Source organism: Massilibacteroides vaginae (genome assembly GCF_900178525.1).
Classification (GTDB): domain Bacteria; phylum Bacteroidota; class Bacteroidia; order Bacteroidales; family Tannerellaceae; genus Massilibacteroides; species Massilibacteroides vaginae.
In genome coordinates, this window is record NZ_FXDJ01000003.1 from 1 (window position 1) to 18893 (window position 18893).

At 40.6% G+C, this 18893-nt stretch carries 10 protein-coding genes and 1 riboswitch; of the genes, 4 read left to right on the plus strand and 6 right to left on the minus strand.

Going from position 1 to position 18893, the window contains the following annotated elements; genetic code table 11:
* Positions 1-164: 164 nt before the first annotated feature.
* Positions 165-938 (plus strand): nucleotidyl transferase AbiEii/AbiGii toxin family protein, encoded by a 774-nt coding sequence (locus B9Y81_RS00020; protein WP_085534960.1) that lies wholly within the window; start codon positions 165-167, stop codon positions 936-938.
* Positions 939-1645: 707 nt separating this feature from the next.
* On the opposite strand, the gene B9Y81_RS00025 is transcribed toward B9Y81_RS00020, so the two are convergent.
* Complete coding sequence (locus B9Y81_RS00025) at positions 1646-2080, minus strand: hypothetical protein (RefSeq protein WP_085534961.1); 435 nt, start codon at positions 2078-2080, stop codon at positions 1646-1648.
* A gap of 212 nt (positions 2081-2292) precedes the next feature.
* On the opposite strand from B9Y81_RS00025, the gene carB reads away from it, so the two are divergent.
* From carB to B9Y81_RS00040, 3 genes are all read left to right on the plus strand, one after another.
* Complete coding sequence (gene carB, locus B9Y81_RS00030; RefSeq protein WP_085534962.1) at positions 2293-5511, plus strand: carbamoyl-phosphate synthase (glutamine-hydrolyzing) large subunit; 3219 nt, start codon at positions 2293-2295, stop codon at positions 5509-5511.
* A 9-nt stretch (positions 5512-5520) separates the two neighbouring features.
* The gene (locus B9Y81_RS00035; protein WP_085534963.1) at positions 5521-7566 is read left to right on the plus strand and encodes a helix-turn-helix transcriptional regulator; all 2046 of its coding nucleotides are present in this window, start codon (positions 5521-5523) and stop codon (positions 7564-7566) included.
* Between the two features lie 130 nt (positions 7567-7696).
* Positions 7697-9049 carry an FAD-dependent oxidoreductase gene (locus B9Y81_RS00040; RefSeq protein WP_085534964.1) on the plus strand — a complete coding sequence of 451 codons (1353 nt, stop codon included), beginning with the start codon at positions 7697-7699 and terminating at the stop codon, positions 9047-9049.
* On the opposite strand, the gene B9Y81_RS00045 is transcribed toward B9Y81_RS00040, so the two are convergent.
* The 5 genes from B9Y81_RS00045 to B9Y81_RS00065 form a co-directional block, all read right to left on the minus strand.
* Positions 9050-10177, minus strand: coding sequence for an ABC transporter substrate-binding protein (locus tag B9Y81_RS00045; protein ID WP_085534965.1), 1128 nt, complete (start codon positions 10175-10177; stop codon positions 9050-9052).
* Entirely contained in the window at positions 10174-11268 is a 1095-nt protein-coding gene (locus B9Y81_RS00050; protein ID WP_139822865.1) for a YncE family protein, read from the minus strand. The genes B9Y81_RS00045 and B9Y81_RS00050 overlap by 4 nt, the downstream gene beginning before the upstream one ends.
* 12 nt (positions 11269-11280) lie before the next feature.
* Positions 11281-13275 (minus strand): TonB-dependent receptor plug domain-containing protein, encoded by a 1995-nt coding sequence (locus B9Y81_RS00055; RefSeq protein ID WP_085534967.1) that lies wholly within the window; start codon positions 13273-13275, stop codon positions 11281-11283.
* 38 nt (positions 13276-13313) lie between these two features.
* Positions 13314-13511, minus strand: a riboswitch (cobalamin riboswitch).
* A 541-nt stretch (positions 13512-14052) separates the two neighbouring features.
* On the minus strand, positions 14053-17430 hold the full coding sequence (locus tag B9Y81_RS00060; protein ID WP_085534968.1) for a DUF6383 domain-containing protein: 3378 nt from the start codon (positions 17428-17430) through the stop codon (positions 14053-14055).
* 294 nt (positions 17431-17724) lie between these two features.
* Positions 17725-18888, minus strand: coding sequence for a 1-acyl-sn-glycerol-3-phosphate acyltransferase (locus tag B9Y81_RS00065; protein ID WP_085534969.1), 1164 nt, complete (start codon positions 18886-18888; stop codon positions 17725-17727).
* Positions 18889-18893: the final 5 nt, after the last annotated feature.

Genomic DNA, 18893 nt, shown 5'->3' on the forward strand with positions numbered 1-18893 from the left:
AGGGCACCGGCCTTCGTAGTTGTTTCCGGGGTACCCCGGAAACAACTACGACAATACCTTTTGAATTTATAAAAAATGGTATACTTTTGGATTGAAATAGTGGTATACTTTTAGAGTGAAATAAACATGTTCCTTGGAGCGATGTCGAACAAGTAGAACAGGATTTGATTATATGCAGAGCTTTGGTTGCCATCTTTAGTGATGAGTTTTTATTTGAACGTCTTGCTTTTCGAGGTGGAACAGCTCTACATAAGCTATACCTTTCTCCCCAACCCAGATACAGCGAAGACATTGATCTTGTCCAGATTGATTCGGAACCAATAAAACCAACAATAGATAGACTCCGGGAAGTGCTGTCCTTTTTAGGAGAACCAAAAGTAAAACAGAAAAAAAATAATAACACACTAATTTTTCGACTGGAATCCTCCATTCCACCAATTCTTCCCATTAAACTTAAAATTGAAATAAACTGTCGTGAACATTTTAATATCTTAGGTTTTGAAGAAGTGAATTTTGATATGGATAATCTATGGTTTTCAGGCTATTGCAAAATAAAGACATATAAGCTGGATGAACTTATCGGAACAAAAGTAAGGGCACTATATGAAAGACGTAAGGGCAGAGATTTGTACGACTTATATAAAGCATTGCAAAACCCGGAACTTAACACGGATAATGTCATTTCGTGCTTTAAAGAATATATGGAATGGGAAAATAAAAATCCGACTTATAGATTATATGTTTCCAATTTGGAAGACAAGATGAAAAAAGATGAATTTCTTGGGGATACGAAAGCCCTTTTACGACCGGATGAGACCTATGATGCGCAGAAAGCATATCGAATTGTAAAAGAAAGGATTATTGACAAGTTAGCTACAGAAGAAGAACTACAACAAGAAATTGCAAACAAAAAAGAAGGATCGGAACGGAAAGAATAAAGTCAATATAATAAGGTAATTGTATTGCAAAGACTAATAACAGTCAGTCATTAGCGATTGTCACCCTGAACCTACCGAAACATCTCATACCACCCCATTGTCATGTTGAGCCTGTCGAAACATCTAATACCAAGTGACTATTATTGAACGAAGCCCTATGCAGAGATCTCTCCACTCCGGTCGAGATGACAGGGAAAGTAGGTTAGGTTAAAAAAGGAGGGCGGTCGAGATGACAAGGGAGGATAGTCCGGTATTCGTAGGGGCGAAAAATCTATCACTCAATACCAACCAAAGAAAAGGGTAGTTCCTACCCGGAAAAGAGCGCGATGCCGCGATAAGCGGCGAGCCGTAAAAAAACCGGCCTCATTGGATGAGCGTTAAGAAAAACACGGAGCGAGAGCGTTAAAAACAAATCGTTGTTTGAGCGAAGCGAGTTTTCGATTTGTTTAGCGAAAGCGCAGTGTTTTTTAGCGAAGGAAGTGCAGCCTTGATCTTTTTTGCTTCGTTTTTTGGATCAAGCCAAAAAATGATGTGGGGTCGCAGGGGTGAAACCCCTTAAAACCCTGCCCCATCCACTGTCATGTTGAGCCTGTCGAAACATCTAATACCAAGTGACAATTCTTTAACGAAGCCATACGCAGAGATCTCTCCACTTCGGTCGAGATGACAGGGAGGGAGGTTGGAATGACAAAAGACACTATACTTTTTTAATGAAGCAAAGTAATCTTAAACTCATGTGTACCCGGTTTATAATTATTTGGAAGATTATCAAACAGGTCACTTGCACTGAAATTAAAACGTATCCACCCCGCACCATACTCAAAACTAACCGTCTCGGTCACATAGTTATCGGCATCGTAATCATAAAGATTTCGAATGAAAGGCAATGGATGAAACGACTTATCAAAAACGATTGCTACTTGAACAGATCCTTCTTCAGCAATAAACTTTGTTAGGGCCGGCTCATCAAAAAAATAATAAAACACCTCTCTGTCTTCATCCCACGCCCAATGGTCACCTTTTACGGTCAAATTAAAAATATCCCATTCCCCTACTCCGGCCGGTCCCATCGGTCCTTCGCAGGAAGAAAAAACGCCTATGGAGAAAAACACTATAAATAAGGACAAAATCTTCGTTTTCATAAATTCTCTCTTTTAATAATTACTAATCAACACCCTTTTCTATTGGCGAAGATACATTTTTCAGTAAAAAAACAATACCTATACTGCATTTTTGTCATTCCTAACGGTTTTTAAAGAATAAATCACTGAGTTGCACGAGGGAAAGCAGTATATTTGTAGCTGGTATGCGGATACTATAAATAACATTCTATAAAATCAAGAACATGACTACGATGTCAAAAAGTGAAATTAAAAAGGTAATTGTATTAGGTTCAGGGGCACTAAAAATCGGACAAGCCGGTGAATTTGATTATTCCGGTTCGCAGGCACTGAAGGCCATGCGAGAGGAGGGGATCAAGACGGTGTTGATAAACCCCAATATCGCAACTATTCAAACTTCGGAAGGCGTAGCGGACATGGTTTATTTCCTGCCGATCACGCCTTTTTTTGTGGAAGAAGTCATTAAGAAAGAGCGTCCGGACGGTATTTTGCTGGCTTTCGGAGGTCAAACGGCATTAAATTGCGGAACGGAACTTTACACCAATGGCACACTTGCTAAATACGATGTAAAAGTGTTAGGCACTTCTGTTGAAGCAATCATGTATACTGAAGATCGTGATCTGTTCGTTAAAAAGCTAAATGAAATAGATGTAAAAACTCCGGTAAGCCAGGCTGTTGGAAGTATGGAGGATGCTGTAGCAGCCGCCTACAAAATCGGTTTCCCGGTGATGATCCGTTCGGCTTACGCTTTGGGAGGATTAGGCAGTGGTATTTGTAAGGACGAAACGGAACTCCGCACACTTGCTGAAAGTGCTTTTGCTTATTCGTCTCAGATTCTTGTTGAAGAATCGCTGAAAGGATGGAAAGAAATTGAATTTGAGGTGATACGGGACAAGAACGACCATTGCTTCACGGTGGTTAGCATGGAAAATGTCGACCCATTAGGAGTGCACACGGGAGAAAGTATTGTTGTAGCTCCTACTTGTACACTGGATGACATCGAACTTGATTTATTAAAAGAAATTTCTGTAAAAACAATACGCCATCTTGGTATTGTTGGCGAATGTAATATTCAATACGCCTTCAATTCGGAAACAGACGACTACCGGGTTATTGAGGTAAATGCCCGCCTGAGTCGTTCGTCGGCTCTCGCGTCGAAGGCGAGCGGTTACCCGTTGGCATTTGTTGCTGCTAAACTGGCTTTGGGTTATACCTTGGATCAGATTGGTGAAATGGGTACGCCTTACTCCGCTTATAAAGCGCCGGAGGTAGATTATATGATCGTTAAGATCCCTCGCTGGGACTTGACCAAGTTTGCCGGTGTAAGCCGTTTGATCGGTTCGAGCATGAAGTCTGTCGGAGAGATCATGTCTATCGGTAAGAGTTTTGAAGAAATCATGCAGAAAGGTCTTCGTATGATCGGACAAGGCATGCACGGTTTCGTAGGAAACAGGGATGTTGAGTTTGAGGATCTGGATGAAGAATTAGCGAATCCTACCGACTTACGTATTTTTGCTGTCGCGAAGGCGTTGGAGCAAGGTTATTCTGTTGAACGTATACATGAGCTAAGCAAAATCAGCCATTGGTTTCTGGAAGGTTTGAAAAACATTGTTGATTACAGCAAAAAAATCAGCGAATACAAGGTAATCGAAGATATTCCGGAAGAGGTAATGAGAGAAGCGAAACGACTCGGGTTCTCCGACTTCCAGATTGCCCGGTTTGTAGAAAATCCGGAAGGTAATATGGAGAAGGAGAGTGTGCGCGTTCGTAATCACCGAAAGAAAGCGGGTATTATTCCAACTGTTAAACGGATCAACACCATTGCTTCGGAACATCCTGACCTGACAAATTATCTTTACCTTACTTATGATGGTAAAGAACACGATATACCTTACTACAAAAACGAAAAGAGTGTAATTATTCTCGGATCGGGTGCTTATCGTATCGGTTCGTCGGTTGAGTTTGACTGGTGTTCGGTTAATGCTACACAAACGGCTCGCAAGCTGGGGTATAAATCCATCATGATCAACTATAACCCGGAAACTGTTTCTACCGATTATGATATGTGCGACCGTCTGTACTTTGACGAGTTGTCATTTGAGCGTGTACTCGACGTGATCGATCTGGAAACGCCTAAGGGTGTTATTGTATCGGTAGGCGGACAAATTCCGAACAACTTAGCCATGAAGCTGAGTCGTCAGCAAGTGCCTATCCTCGGAACTTCGCCACTTTCTATTGACCGGGCGGAAAACCGACATAAATTCTCGGCAATGCTCGACTCATTGGGTATCGATCAGCCACAATGGGCAGAGTTAACCAGCATGGAAGAAATAGACAGTTTTATCGAAAAGGTGGGCTTCCCTATCCTTATTCGCCCATCATACGTGTTAAGTGGCGCGGCAATGAATGTTTGCTACACCAAAGAACAAATGCTTGAATTCCTTGATCTGGCGGCTCGTGTATCTAAAGAATATCCGGTTGTGGTATCGGAGTTCCTTCAAGGTGCGAAAGAAATAGAGTTTGACGCTGTTGCCATGAACGGGGAGGTTGTAGAATATGCGATTTCCGAACATATCGAATTCGCCGGTGTTCACTCCGGTGACGCTACGCTTGTTTTCCCGGCTCAGAAGATCTACTTTGAAACGGCTCGCCGTGTTAAGAAAGTGAGCAAAATGATCGCTCAGGAATTAAACATCAGCGGACCTTTCAATATTCAATTTCTTGCTAAAAACAACGACGTGAAAGTAATTGAATGTAATTTGCGCGCGTCACGCAGTTTCCCATTTGTTTCTAAAGTACTGAAACGCAATTTCATTGAGACGGCTACCCGCATCATGCTTGATGCTCCGTATTCCCGTCCGGACAAGAGTGCGTTCGACATTGACTGGATCGGCATTAAGGCTTCTCAGTTCTCGTTCGCCCGCTTGCACAAGGCGGATCCGATTCTGGGTGTAGACATGAGTTCTACCGGAGAAGTTGGCTGTATAGGTGATGACTTTAACGAAGCGTTATTGTCTGCTATGGAAGCCGTAGGAAACCATGTTCCTGAAAAGAACGTACTGGTATCATCCGGTGAAGCAAAAAGCAAAGTGGAACTGTTAGACCCATGTCGTCAGCTGGCGTCTAAAGGATTTGAAATATTCGGAACACACGGAACAGCAAAATTCCTGAACGACAACGGCATCAAGGCAACAGCTGTATGCTGGCCGGATGAAGATGGCGATCTGAACATCATGGAAATGTTCTCCAAACACGCGTTCGACCTGGTTGTGAACATTCCGAAAGATCACACAAAACGTGAGTTAACAAACGGTTACCGCATTCGTCGCGCGGCTATTGACCACAATATCCCGCTGATCACTAACGCCCGTCTGGCAAGTGCTTTCATTGATGCTTTCTGTAGTATTGACAAGAGCCATATCCAGATTAAGAGCTGGCAGGAGTACAAATAATTCCGGCTAATGTGCAGGAACAGCTATATTACGGTATTACTTCTTTTCGCTTTGGCTTTACGGCTATCCGCGACGGAAGTAATACCGTCTGTTTTTGTAAAAAACTATACTGTTAGTGACTACAAAGCCAGTTGTCAGAATTGGGGACTTTCCGTAACAGACGATGGCATACTCTATGTTGCCAATAATTCCGGATTGCTTACCTTCGATGGTAATTCGTGGAAAATACACGAACTTCCGGAACAAGCCATTGTTTCCAAAATCTTCACACAGCATGGCCGGACTTTTACTTCCGGATCCGGCAATTATTGCGAATGGACACGGAATGAGTACGGACAACTCCAATACACGCAAACGAATGAGATTCCCGTAGCTCTGCAAGAACAACCTCTTCCCTTTGCCTTTACCGAAGGACAAATTACAGCTACGGCGAAAATTGACCACTATTATTTTATTGGTACGGCAAGGAAAGGCTTATTTGTAACGGATTCAACCGGAAATATGCTGCTTCGCCTTACTGCGGATAATCTGCTTCAGGACAATCAAATTCATGATTTGCTGGTACAACAAGATAAACGTCTCTGGATTGCGATGGACAATGGGTTAGCGTTGCTGACACTTCGCCCGCCTATCTTGTTGCTGGGTGAACGCAGCTTTACCGGAAAACCGGAACGTGCCTTTCTGCAAAACGACCACCTCTATTTGAAAAGCAACTTAGGTTATTTTAAAAGTGAATTATCGCCTAACAGCTCATTTTCGCAAATTCCTGACAAGGAGGCAAGGGAACTCTTCCCTCCTTCTGAAGAAAAAGAAAAAATACAACTTGCCGATTTGTTCGACGATACGGAAGATTTAGGTTCTTTCAGTGGAACGAATCGCATTTATCCTATTTCGGAACAGAGTTGTTGGCTTGTACAGAAGAATGAAGCCGGACTATTTCATATTGAAGACAGAAAACCGCACCTCAAATGTCGTATTCTCTTTGATAATTTCAATCTGAATTTAGTAAACCGTGGACAATCATTCATTCCGCTGAATGACACCTTGCATCTTGTGTCCACTATGCAAGGAGTTGTGATATTGAATAGCCGGCAAATTCTTGAAGAAGGGCTTCATACATTCACTTTACCACACCTGACCCGTATCGAATTTACGGACAATAAAAGGAAACAACATGCTGTGCAACCCGAGAATAAAACGATTGAACTGCCTCATGACTTTATGGAGCTATCACTTTATGCGGGTACGTCTGTGTTTACATTTAATCAACAGATCAGCTATCTGGTTGAAGGGGTTTCTCCTGATTGGTCACCCTGGCAGAAAGATGGCTACGTGAATTTATTGCAATTAGCTCCGGGAAAATACAACATACGCATACGTTCCTATGCTATTCGGGGCCCGTTTCCGGAAACCGACATTCAGCTTATTGTACGTTCGCCATGGTATGAAACCTGGTGGGCGGCTTTACTATATTTGACCATAATCGCCTTGTTGGGTTGGGGAAGCACATATAGATACCTAAAATTTCAGAAAAAGAAAACGTTAGATCGCTTGAAAGCAGAACGCCAGGAAGAACAACAACGTTTGCAAAAACTAAAAAACGAATTATTGGAGACGGAATTGCAGAATAAAAACGATGAATTAACCCGTCAAACATCTGCACACGTTCGCAAAAATAACCTGCTACAATCCCTGATTGATGAGTTGGATCAGCAAAAGAAAAGTATGGGAGAGGGCTATCCGGACAGGTTGTATAAAAAACTACGCGCATCCATAGAAAAGAGTCTGGACGATCAGGAAGATTGGAATGCTTTCGAGACTTATTTCAACAGTGCCCATCGCGATTTCACCGATCGCCTGCGGCAAGCCTTTCCGGATATTACACCGGGTGACATCCGGGTTTGTTGTCTGCTACGTATGAACCTATCCACAAAAGAGATTGCCTTATTGTTAACTATTTCGGTACGCGCGGTTGAACTACGCCGCTATCGACTACGCAAACGACTCGGTCTTGAAGGAGATATAAATCTGACGGATTTTTTGATGAAATTTTAATTAATGTACTAAAAAGTGCATTTAAAGCCTCTAATCGATTGCTTTGAGCAAGTAATGTAGTAGCATTTTTTTAGGAGAAACAGTATTTTCAACCTTACTTTGCATCCAAACAAACCGAATTCAGAAAAATATGATAAACCTAATTGATGACCAGAAGAACGGAATTGATCGCCGTCATTTTCTTAAAACAATGGCTGCTGCCGGAGTATTAACATTGCTACCTTCTAATAATGCCCAGGCCTTTTCGAGTAAAGCAAAAGGAAAAATTATAGTAGTAGGCGGAGGCGCCGCCGGAATAAGTATGGCTGCTCGTTTGCAACGTTGGCTGGACGAACCGGATATTACGCTGATCGATCCAAGCGACCGCCAATTTTATCAGCCGGGATTCACGCTAATCGCTTCCGGTGTTTATTCTCCGAAGGATGTGTGGAAAGAGCAGAAAAATTGTATGCCCAAAGGGGTGAACTGGATAAAAGATTATGTCGAATCAATAGACCCGGTAATGAACCAGGTCTCTACAAATAAAAACGGCACACTGTCGTATGATTTTTTAGTGCTCACCCCCGGATTGCAGATCAATCCTGTAGAAGGTATTACCCGGGAAACGCTGGGCGAAGGAAACGCACATACCATTTATGATTTTGAAGGTGCGCAAAAAACCTGGAAAGGAATGCAGGCAGTTGTAAAAGAAGGGGGACGCGCGATTTTCACAGATACCTACACCAAGCATAAATGTGGAGGTGCTCCTAAGAAAATATGTTTACTAACTGAACATCACGCCCGAAAAGAAAAGAAACGTGATAATCTGCAAATAGACTACTATACGGCGGCTAAAGAACTGTACGATGTACCTTTATATACCCCCCGTTTACTGGAAATATATAATGAACGGAACATCCCGATCAATCTGTTCACACGGGTAAAAGGAATAGATACACAAACTAAAGCAGTGCATTTTGAACGAATTGAAACGGTAGGCGAGGAGAAAATTTCCACACCATTTACGGAAAGCTACGACTTCCTCCACTTCACACCTCCCATGACCGCGCCGGACTTTACCCGCGAAGCAGGACTATGTAACACAGAGGATATGTCTGCACCGGAAGCATGGATCACAGTAGATAAATACACGATGGTGCATACAAAATATCCGAATATTGTATCGTTGGGCGACTGCTCAAATCTGCCTACAAGCAAAACTTCAGCTGCGATCCGCAAACAAGTTCCTTTGGCTGCCAAGAACTTGATTTCATTGATGGAAGGTAAAGAACCGGTAGAAAAATACAACGGCTATGCCGCCTGTCCGATCGTGACTGACTACGGCCATGTATTATTATGTGAGTTTGATTACGACAAGAAGCAGGATTCGTCCTTCCCTTTCTCCATGCTTGACGTTTCGCAAGAACAATGGGCCGCATGGATGCTGAAGGTATATGTACTGAAGCCGCTTTATTTCTACGGCATGTTAAACGGGAGAGCTTAATTACTCTCCCAGTGGATGAAAGTAACGCAGATCATAATCCGGCAATAATTCGGGATGGAAAATTTTCACCAGATCTTCCAACAGATAGTCCGGATGGATCGGCGTTTCTTCGTAATAAGAAACTTTCGCGGAGTTCGAGCCGAAAATAGTTCTGTTTTTAAACGCGTCAAAATGCTCATAAGGCGTATATTCACGACGCAAATCACGATAAGTAAGGTCTGTTGCATTGTGGTATTTTATAAGCCAAAGGTCCACATGTATCGCCTGATCAAGCACAGACTCGAAAGATAAAGGCAGACTTCCTCCTCCGGGTGTGTCTTTAAAGATATAATCAGCACCCGCATCGGCGTAAAGTTGAGCCATATAACTTTCTCCTGCAGGCACAAACCAGGTTGCACCGTAACGTTTTTCGGAAAGCACTGTCGGTTTATTCACAATAGCACCTGTTAATGCTTTCAGTTCGTTATACCGTTGTTCTGTTTCCCTGAACAATGAATCGGCAAGTTCCACCTGATCAAACAACAAACCATAGAAACGAATCCACTCTGCGCGTCCAAGAGGTGAGTTTTCCATGTAATCGGCACCTTCAACAATCGGGATACCCAGTTTCTCCACTCCTCCATAGCCGGAGTTCTGGAAAGGTGAGGCTATAATCATCTCCGTATTGCTATCGATGATCTTTTCTACATTAGGGCTTACAGCTTGCCCAAGGTCTGTAATTGAACCGTTTCGAATTCCTTCCCGAATAACAGGTGAGTTTATATATTCCGGTTCACATACCCCAATTACCTTGTCTAACTCTCCCAGAAGATCAACCATAGCAATATGAACAGCACCATACACTGCAATATTTTTCACCGGAATACGAATAACAGTTCCTTGCGGAAGAGAAGCCGGCATTGGTTGCTCCCGGTTTATAAGAATATAACGTTGCAAAATCTTAGAACTATCCCAAGGATTAACTACTTCAGCAATGGTATATCCATCCTGCCCGGTTACGGTAAAGCCCGTAGCATAGCGAACAGAGTCCAAAGAAGCAACATCCCCTATCACCCTTTCTTGCTTCCCCCCACAAGAGAGGAGAAGCAAGGAGAGTAATACTGTTAATTTTAAGCAGGGAAATTTCATTGCTTATCGGATAAAAAACGTACGCAAATGGGATTATTTCCGGAAAGCTTAACCTTTTTATCCAAAGAACCATCTGTTGAAATAATATAAAAATCGCCTGTCACATTATATAAACCAGCTGTTATATATAATTCATTTGACTCCGGATTTACAAAAGTATAGGTTGCATTCTCAATAGATACGTTTGAGTTTACAAAATCTTTCTCTTCAAATTTAGCTGTTTTCAGGTTGTATTTTTTATAATCCGTATTCAATTTCACAAAAGAAGCATCCGTTGTAGCACTAATAATATAAAGGTAATCACCGTGCTTTTTCATACTTAAGCTGTTGTTTGTAATCAGCTCTTTTCTTTCTTTCGTTTTTGGATTTACACGCTGAATCGATTGTTTGATGTCAATGTAATCACCGGAGGATAAAACATACAGCATTTTATCTTCTCCTGCCAGAATCATCGTTGGATTAATAACTACTTCGATTGTATCAGCCACCTCAAACGTGAGGATATCTACCGCTATTACTTTATTATCATAATCAGGATAACTACCAAAAACCGTAGCATATAGACTGTCACCCAGAATACAGTGTTGTTCTATCCCTAATCCTACTTTCACACGTTTCTCTACCGTATAATCAGTTGTGTCGATTTGGGAAAGAAAACCATCTTGCGTAGACACATAGATTTTTCCTCTATCAGCAGTTAGATAACGTGGCTTCTGCGGTATTTTGGCATCATCAATTAGTTTAATCTGTTGAAGTGATTTTCCGGTAAGATCTACTATTTCAAGTGTAGAGGCATCTGTTACAGCAATATACATTTTAGATCCATATATAATCATATCATTTGCGGTATCTCCCAATTCACGTCCATTTATGGATTTAAACACGTTTTGATTTAACTCTCCCGTCTCAAAATCATAAAAATCCAAAGTTCCCGAGCTTGTACCCATAGTTCCGCTATTCAATATATACGCACCATGTATACCGGTTTCAGGAGTTGGTTTCGGATCATCGTCGTCATCACTACATGAAATTATAATAAACGGAAGGAACAAGTACGTCACTACTAATAACAGGTAATTTTTATTTTTCATATTCATATATAATTAAATGTTTAACATTACATTAATTCGCCAGGAACGACCGGGCATAGGATAGAACTTTATAATATCATACGTTTTGTCGCCAATATTAAGCACTTCACCTTGTAAACGAAGTCTAGTTTTTCCAATATTAAAAGCTTTATTCAGGGAGATACTCTGTTCTACATAGCCTTCAATTCGATTTGCCTCAATATTCTGAGGCAATATATAACGTTCTCCTACTGCCGTTAAGCTATATGTGAAGTTTACTAATGGATTTTCAAAAGCTATCGAGGCAACACCCGAGTGTTTTGGTGTATATTGTATCTGATGGCGATAACTTTTTCCCTGCGGATCAGTTATATCAATGGCGTGTAGAAAACTGTAACTCGACGTCCAAACAAGCTGCATAGCAGTTGTAAGAGGTACTTCTCCCTGCAAATTAACATCCAGCCCTTTGCTCTCAACTTCGCCCAGGTTGATCATGCTCGATACATAAGTGCTTGGTGAAGCTACAATCTTATCTTCCGCTTTATTATAATATACATCAGCCGAAGCGGTCAGGTGCCGAAAGAAAATAAATTCTCCACTCCAAGTCAATCCTAAGTTATACTGTAAGGCACGTTCGGGTCTGAGATTTCGATTACCGTAGCGGAGGTAATACAAATCAACAAACGTTGGTATTCGGAAAATATCTTTAAACGAAGCGCGTAAACGAAACGTGTTTTCCTCAAAAGGTCTCCACGACAAACTTGCTGCAGGTGATAAACGTTTCTTGTCTGCCGGTTTATTACCGGATTTTACTTTATCAGCAATATAGGTACCAAGCAAACTCCCGGTAAATGTAAAGCGTGTATTCTGGTATTTTGCGGCAAAGGCAGTTAACGATGTTATACGATGTGGCTCTGCCATGTTTGTAAAATTATTATCCAGTAAACTACGAGCAATATCAGAAGTCAGCGACAATGAGGATACTGTAAACGGACGATACAAAAATCCGGCAGAAAAATAATATTCCTGCTGCGTATTCCGATCTACCTGCAAACCGTTCGGGTATTTATTATCAATATCCCTATATTTACTATACGTATAACTGTAACGGGCAGAGGATTGAAGCGCCATGCGATCGTTCATTTCTTTGCGATACTGCACTTGACCGAAGAAGTTATTGTCCCACAAACGTTCTTTTGCGTAATCGTTATAGAAAACAACAGAGCCGGGTAAACCTCTTTCGGAATCGTAATAATAAAGTTTACCTAGCAGTTCGCCACCGGCAACCTCTCCATAAAGGTTACCTTCCAAACGTAAAGATTGCACATCGCTATTCATTCGCTTTTCTTCGGTCACTAATTTTCCGTTTGTTAATGTAAAAGGGTATTCACCCTTCGCACTTACCCAGTCTGCACGGGTTGAAATGGACAATTTGTGCGTTAACCGGTGTTCATATTGAACAGACGGCGTAAAAAGGCCAAAGGAGCCAGCACCTAAACGTGTAGAGAGGTTATAATTTTTACCGTTGAATACCGGTCGGGCAGTTTTAATTGATAAAGCTCCGGCGGAAGCATACATACGAGCCGTCTGAAAAATATCATCGCTTTGCCCAATAGTTAAAGACACCTGCTCAACATTATCTAATGAGAAACGGCTGATATCCACTTGTCCGCTTTGTGCATCGGAAATAGTGATGCCATCATAACTAACTGCCGTATGCTGTGCACCGAAACTTCGTATAGAAACAGTTTTCAACCCTCCTATTCCACCATAATCCTTTATCGCAACTCCGGAAAAACGCTTAACAGCTTCAGACAAATCCTGTATCCCCAAGCGTTTAATTGATTCTGTTGTCATATACTGAACCGGTGTACTTGCACGATTCGCAGCTGGTCGCACTTTCTCAACCACTTCAACTTCAGAAAGCTGATGCAGTTTCATTGTATCAATTTGTTGACTATAAGCAATAGAAACAAATGTCCATGCACATAATAAACAAAGTAGTCTTTGTACGTAAAAAACACGCATAATATTCTTTGATTTACCGCTTCCTTTACCCGAGGTGACGTATAAAACAAATTCAGGCAGGTTTTCTGGCTTGTTCTATCAGTCAGCGCCTTCCCATCCGAAGACAGTGGCTTTGAAGATTACTGACCTTTATTCAGAACATACAGCTACGGGCACAGCTCCGGACTTGCACCGGATTCCCTTTTACTATGATTTCAAGAATTTGAAATCAATACACCTAAATTTTCCAGAACAAAGATAAGCAAAAAAGATTATAAAAGAATAGAGACTACTCTATAAAGAGCAGCCTCTACCTTTTTTTCTGTCTTCCTTCTTCACAGATTACCGACAGTTAGAACTTTATTTTAACACTTAATATTAATGTATCATCTTTCTCCTTCTCAGGTTACTTCTTAATGCTCCTCTAAAAGAGAAACATTGATGACAATTTAGAATTATTTGATTATAAACTCTGTTTTATTTTAAGTTGATTGCTGAGCAGTGAAGGAATTGTAATAGCTTATTATTACAATGAATCTTTGGATGTAAAAAATATTTACGTTCAAAAACTTGTAGGGCATAACATAAAAACCTGCCGAAAAACAACACTGTTAAGCAATTCAATTACAAATGTAATTAAAGAGATGCATTCTTCCTAATCTTAATAACAAAAAAACAACATTAGCCTATAAAAAAACGATTATTTAGCATTTAAGAGCAAAATAATACATTTATAAAGAACAATGGCCCTCCCAAACGGGAGAGCCATTGCTATAGATTATAAACTAAGTTTATTTATTATTTCACGATTGCTTTAACAGCATCTTCACCCTGAACGGCTACAACTACGATTCCCTTAGGAGCAGCGATAGTTACGTCATCAGAAGTGATGATCTGGCTGGCAATTGTTTGTCCTAAGATATTGCTGATTGTTACAGACTTGTCTGCACCATTCTGAATTCTTACAACACCTGCTTCAGCAGTTACCTTAACACCGTTTGCAGCGTTAACATCTTCGTTAGCAACCGGAGTATCACCAGAGTTGTCAACTTCAACATTAAATCTTTCAGCGTCAGAAATTTTCTTTTCGTCAAATGCACCACGGCTGATTACAGGAACACCATTATGGATTTTCACCCATCCACCGACCATAGGAGCAATAGTTACACCATTACTATTTCTGTCGTTGATTTGTTTTCCGTTTTCACGTGCGCCTGATTCAGATTCGATAAAGAAGTTCTGAATTTGTTCTGCATAATCAATAGCATCTTCGTTTTCATACAAACGGAATGAGAATGCTACATCTTTGTGTGAGTTATTTCCTAAGTCAATCTTGCGAACAACTGCTTTAGAAGCTTCAAGTGCTTTGTAGCTGAAAGGAGATACTTTTACAAATTCAGTAGGATTGATGATATAAAGGATATCTGGATTTTCAGCGTTACGTACAGCCCAAGTAAAGATCAAACGTTCCCACTGGTTGTCCCACATGTAGTTCTTACCAACTTTATCTAATTTCGTAGAATCAGTAGCATTGATTAACAAACGACCAATTGAATATGGATCAGTTACTACAGGAGGTTCGCAATGACATTCGTCCTCGTCATCCCAAGATTCAGTTCCATCAACATATCTCAATGTAGACCACAACAAATATTGAGGTTTAGGAGTTTCTTTCAGTGCACCTGCAATAGCTGGTCTTGCAACGTAAGCCGTATCAACGATCATTTGGATCGTACGTTGTGTTGCGTCGAAGTCAGATTTGTGTTTCTGGCCTAAGAAATTAATACCAAGTCCTTTTGAATATTTACTGTTAGCATCTTCATACAAGAAGTTGTTAGATTCGTTTACACGGAAGAACTTCAATGTATCACGTAAATCAGCAGCTTTGTCTTTAGAATAGAAGTTATCGCTCTTAACCGCACCTTCTCTGTTGAATCTTCTGTAAAGAGGAGATTCGCTTTCGATTACAGAGAATGCAGAAGTTCTGATTTCATAATGATTCTGAGCTTTCACCCACATGTTATGGTCAGCAACACCAGCCTTAACAGTAATTCTGTCTAAACCACCTGTCTGAACAAAATCAAAATCAGTAAATGAAGCTGTATCAACTAAAGCGTAGAAGTTTTCACCTTCTTTTGTATTATTTGTTTTCAAATAGAACACAGCGCTATCACCCTGACTGATATTACCTTCAAGATCACCAGAAGTTACAGCATAACGTTCTTCTTTATCAACAACAACAACTTTATTCGTATTATAGATCTTGTTTCCTTCTTTAATTTTCAGAACATAAGCAGATCTAACCAATTGTGCTGAATATTTTTTAGTTGTCCAAGCAGTTGGTTGATAACCATAATCAACTGGTTTTACGCTCCAACCATTGTCAGCAGTATAGCTGTGGTGGTAAGGAACTAATTCAAACGCGTCTTTTGCATCAGTTACATGCAATAAAGAGTCATTCTGATCATTCTTAACCGACAAATATTTAGTCGCGTCAAGTTCGTGCAGATAGTTGAAAGTATACGTAGTTACCTGAGCAACATCAGCCGGAACATATTTGTAACCAAGATATTTATCTAATCTCTGTGCTTCAGGAACTTCAACAAATGAAGCCTTGTCGTCCAAAGAAACACCCTTAGTTGCAGTAACATTACCACCTAAAATATTAGTCTTGTCATCAGACCACAATTGAATTCCACCATACTTTATTCCTTCATATTCACGGTTAGTAAGTGTAATCATAGAAATATTTTCCGGATCGATCAAACGAGATTTTTCTACAGCCCATTGGAAAGAAGGCATCTGGAATGGATCAACATTCTTTTCAAGTGTTACCCACTTAGCTACATTAGTTGTAGTAGTATCCGTATAAATGGGAACCTGAAGATATTTACCTTCTGTATTTCTAATAACGAACAAACCTTCTAATGAAGTTCTGTTATCAGATACATTACAACCTGTAAATCCAAAACCAATATGTGTTTGAACCGGTGTTTCACCAATTGTTAAACAATAAGTAGTATTCGTTAAGTTCTGAACAACTACATAAGTTTTGTCATCAGCTCCTGCAGCAGGCACCTGATTGTGACCAGCAGCGATATCGGCTAACACATCATCAGATCCTTCATAAGTCCAAGTTTCCCAAGCACCATTACCTGTAAGAACATCACCTTTTATAGGTTTATAAACGTTTTCAACATTAATAATCATGCTGTCCGCGCTTGGCAAATACACCAAACGGAAGTGGTGTTGCTCTACCAATTCTAAAAGAGGAGAAGCTTCTGTTTTTAAAGCTTCGTATTCAGCTTTTTTAGAATAAGCAAACTTCAAGTAAGGATTACCTGCAACGTTGTAAACAGTAGTGTCAACACGTAAATACTTAGTAGGATCAGCTTTGTCTGCCAAACGAAGATATTTTGAGCCACCTGCCAGATCAACATCTTCAGCAACAAATTTATCTTTCAACTGACTTGCTTCCAATTGATCGCTTGTAGGATCAATAAAATTGAATCCCTTAGCAACAGTTGAAGTTGTTGAGCCAAACATAGTATTGAAATCTTCCGCAGTAAGTACAAGAGGAGCAGCGTCAAACAAGAAACCTTCAAACAATGTATTTGTAAGTGGGGTTGGAAGTTGACCTACAGCCGGAGCTTTTACAATTTCCACAAACATCTGACCGGCACCGTCATACGTCAACACTGCCACAGAGTCTTTCGTAGTAGGTAGATAAGACATCAAATAGTTTACTGTAGCATCCATTCCTTCCTGATATGTAGAAGAGAATCTCCAAGAAGACACATCAGAGTAAGTAAGTTCGGCTTCATAAACTGTATCGCCAGTAGCAATATAAGGTGCTAAATCAACACCTAAAGCGATTCCTTTCGCCTTGTTTTCAAATGAGAACTCAGGATAAGTTGAAGTTACTGGTTTAGCAGCGTTAACACACCATACACCGGCAGCTAAAGTTTCTGCGGTTCCAAGCTTAAGTAAATTGTCCGCATCCGGATAAATGTAGTTAGCAGCATCCTTGGCGATGTGATACAACTTACCTTGCTGCAACGCGTCTGTATGCTTTTCACCTGCAGAGATACCTGAAGCACTCTGAGCAGAAGCAGGCACAGCAGCACCTACAAGGAATGCAGCAGCAGCCAATAAAGTAAAAAACTTTTTCTTCATAATTGATAAATTAATATTAATAATAGAAATATAAACTATTCAAATTCAAAAAAACAACAGTAATAAGCAAATCGTTCTTATGAAGAACGTCCAAAACAAATGATTTTTCAAGTAGCAAAATTAATGATTACTTTTATATAACCAACCCTTTAAAGATAATTTTCCATATACTTTAGGTCTTTATTATCTGTTTTTGCGGGATTATAGTACAAAAAGTAGGTTTTTAAGGACGAAACGTATTTGCCTTAGCGTCAAGACCATTATTGACGCTAAGGCAAAATGTATCCATTGATGTTATTCAACCGTTTCCAGGTGATTTTTCAATGGATTGGAATACATTTCCAGTATTTTATTCCGGAGATAGGATTCGTCTTTGTCCGGGATGATGATTTTATCTAATTGCTTTTGAAGATAGGCTTCAAATTCTTCTTTGTCTTTCTGACTGTAATTTACTTCAAAACGACGGGTTTTATTCAGCAGATCATAGGCTACATAGTTGGATGGATAAAACCGATAGTGCCGGTATATTTCCTTATCTATTATGGTAGCGATAGCGGAATAAAGTTCCCCTTTTTCCAAGGTCGGATCCAGCTCTTTCAGCTGACTGTTGATCGGGCTCCCCATTGTAAAGTGCACACGACCTTTATCATATAATATACCGGTTTCCATACTTAACAGGTCGTCTCGCTGAGATTTCACGAAATCAGGATTGTCACGCTTCTGTTGGAATTCTTGCGCTTTCAGAAAATCACAAGGATCATACTCGTATGAAATAGAAACGGGAACAATATTCAAAGACATCAGATTCGTCAGGATATCGGCGTCTCCACCTATATTCAACATTTTCAAAATACTTCCCTGCGTTTTATCGTCGGAGTCTTTAGCACGCCCTTCACGCTGCGCGATCCAAACAGACTCTTTCGTTTCCTTGATCGTATGATGTATGTAGGCAGACAAGGTGCCGCTTACTTCCAACATCTGGCGTACAGAAACACCACGCTTCACAATAAAGCTGTTATTCAAACGCACTAATGTTTTAATCCAAGAACGGATCAACAGGTTATCACCAATAGCAACCTGCGTCATTCCGTAGCCAACATCATACAGCATCACGTTAAGGAAAGCCGCATCAAGCACAATATCCCGGTGGTTTGAAATAAACATACAGGGAGAATTGTCTTCCGGAAGACGGGTTTTACCAGAAACAGTCAACGAAAACGTCGTCTTCCTGGCAACAGTCGAAACGGCGTCATAAGAGAGCAGGGACTTAAACTCCTCTTTTGTTTTACATGCTCTCATCACCTTCGAAAAAGCCTCCCAGTCCAAATCCGGCTTCAAGTAACGAAACGCTCTTTGAAAGTCTTCGTTTGTGATCAACTCTTCTATAGCGCCTTTTACCTCGTCGTTATTCACGGGACGAATGTCGTCGAAATTAAAGGATACCGATTCTTTATTCATATATA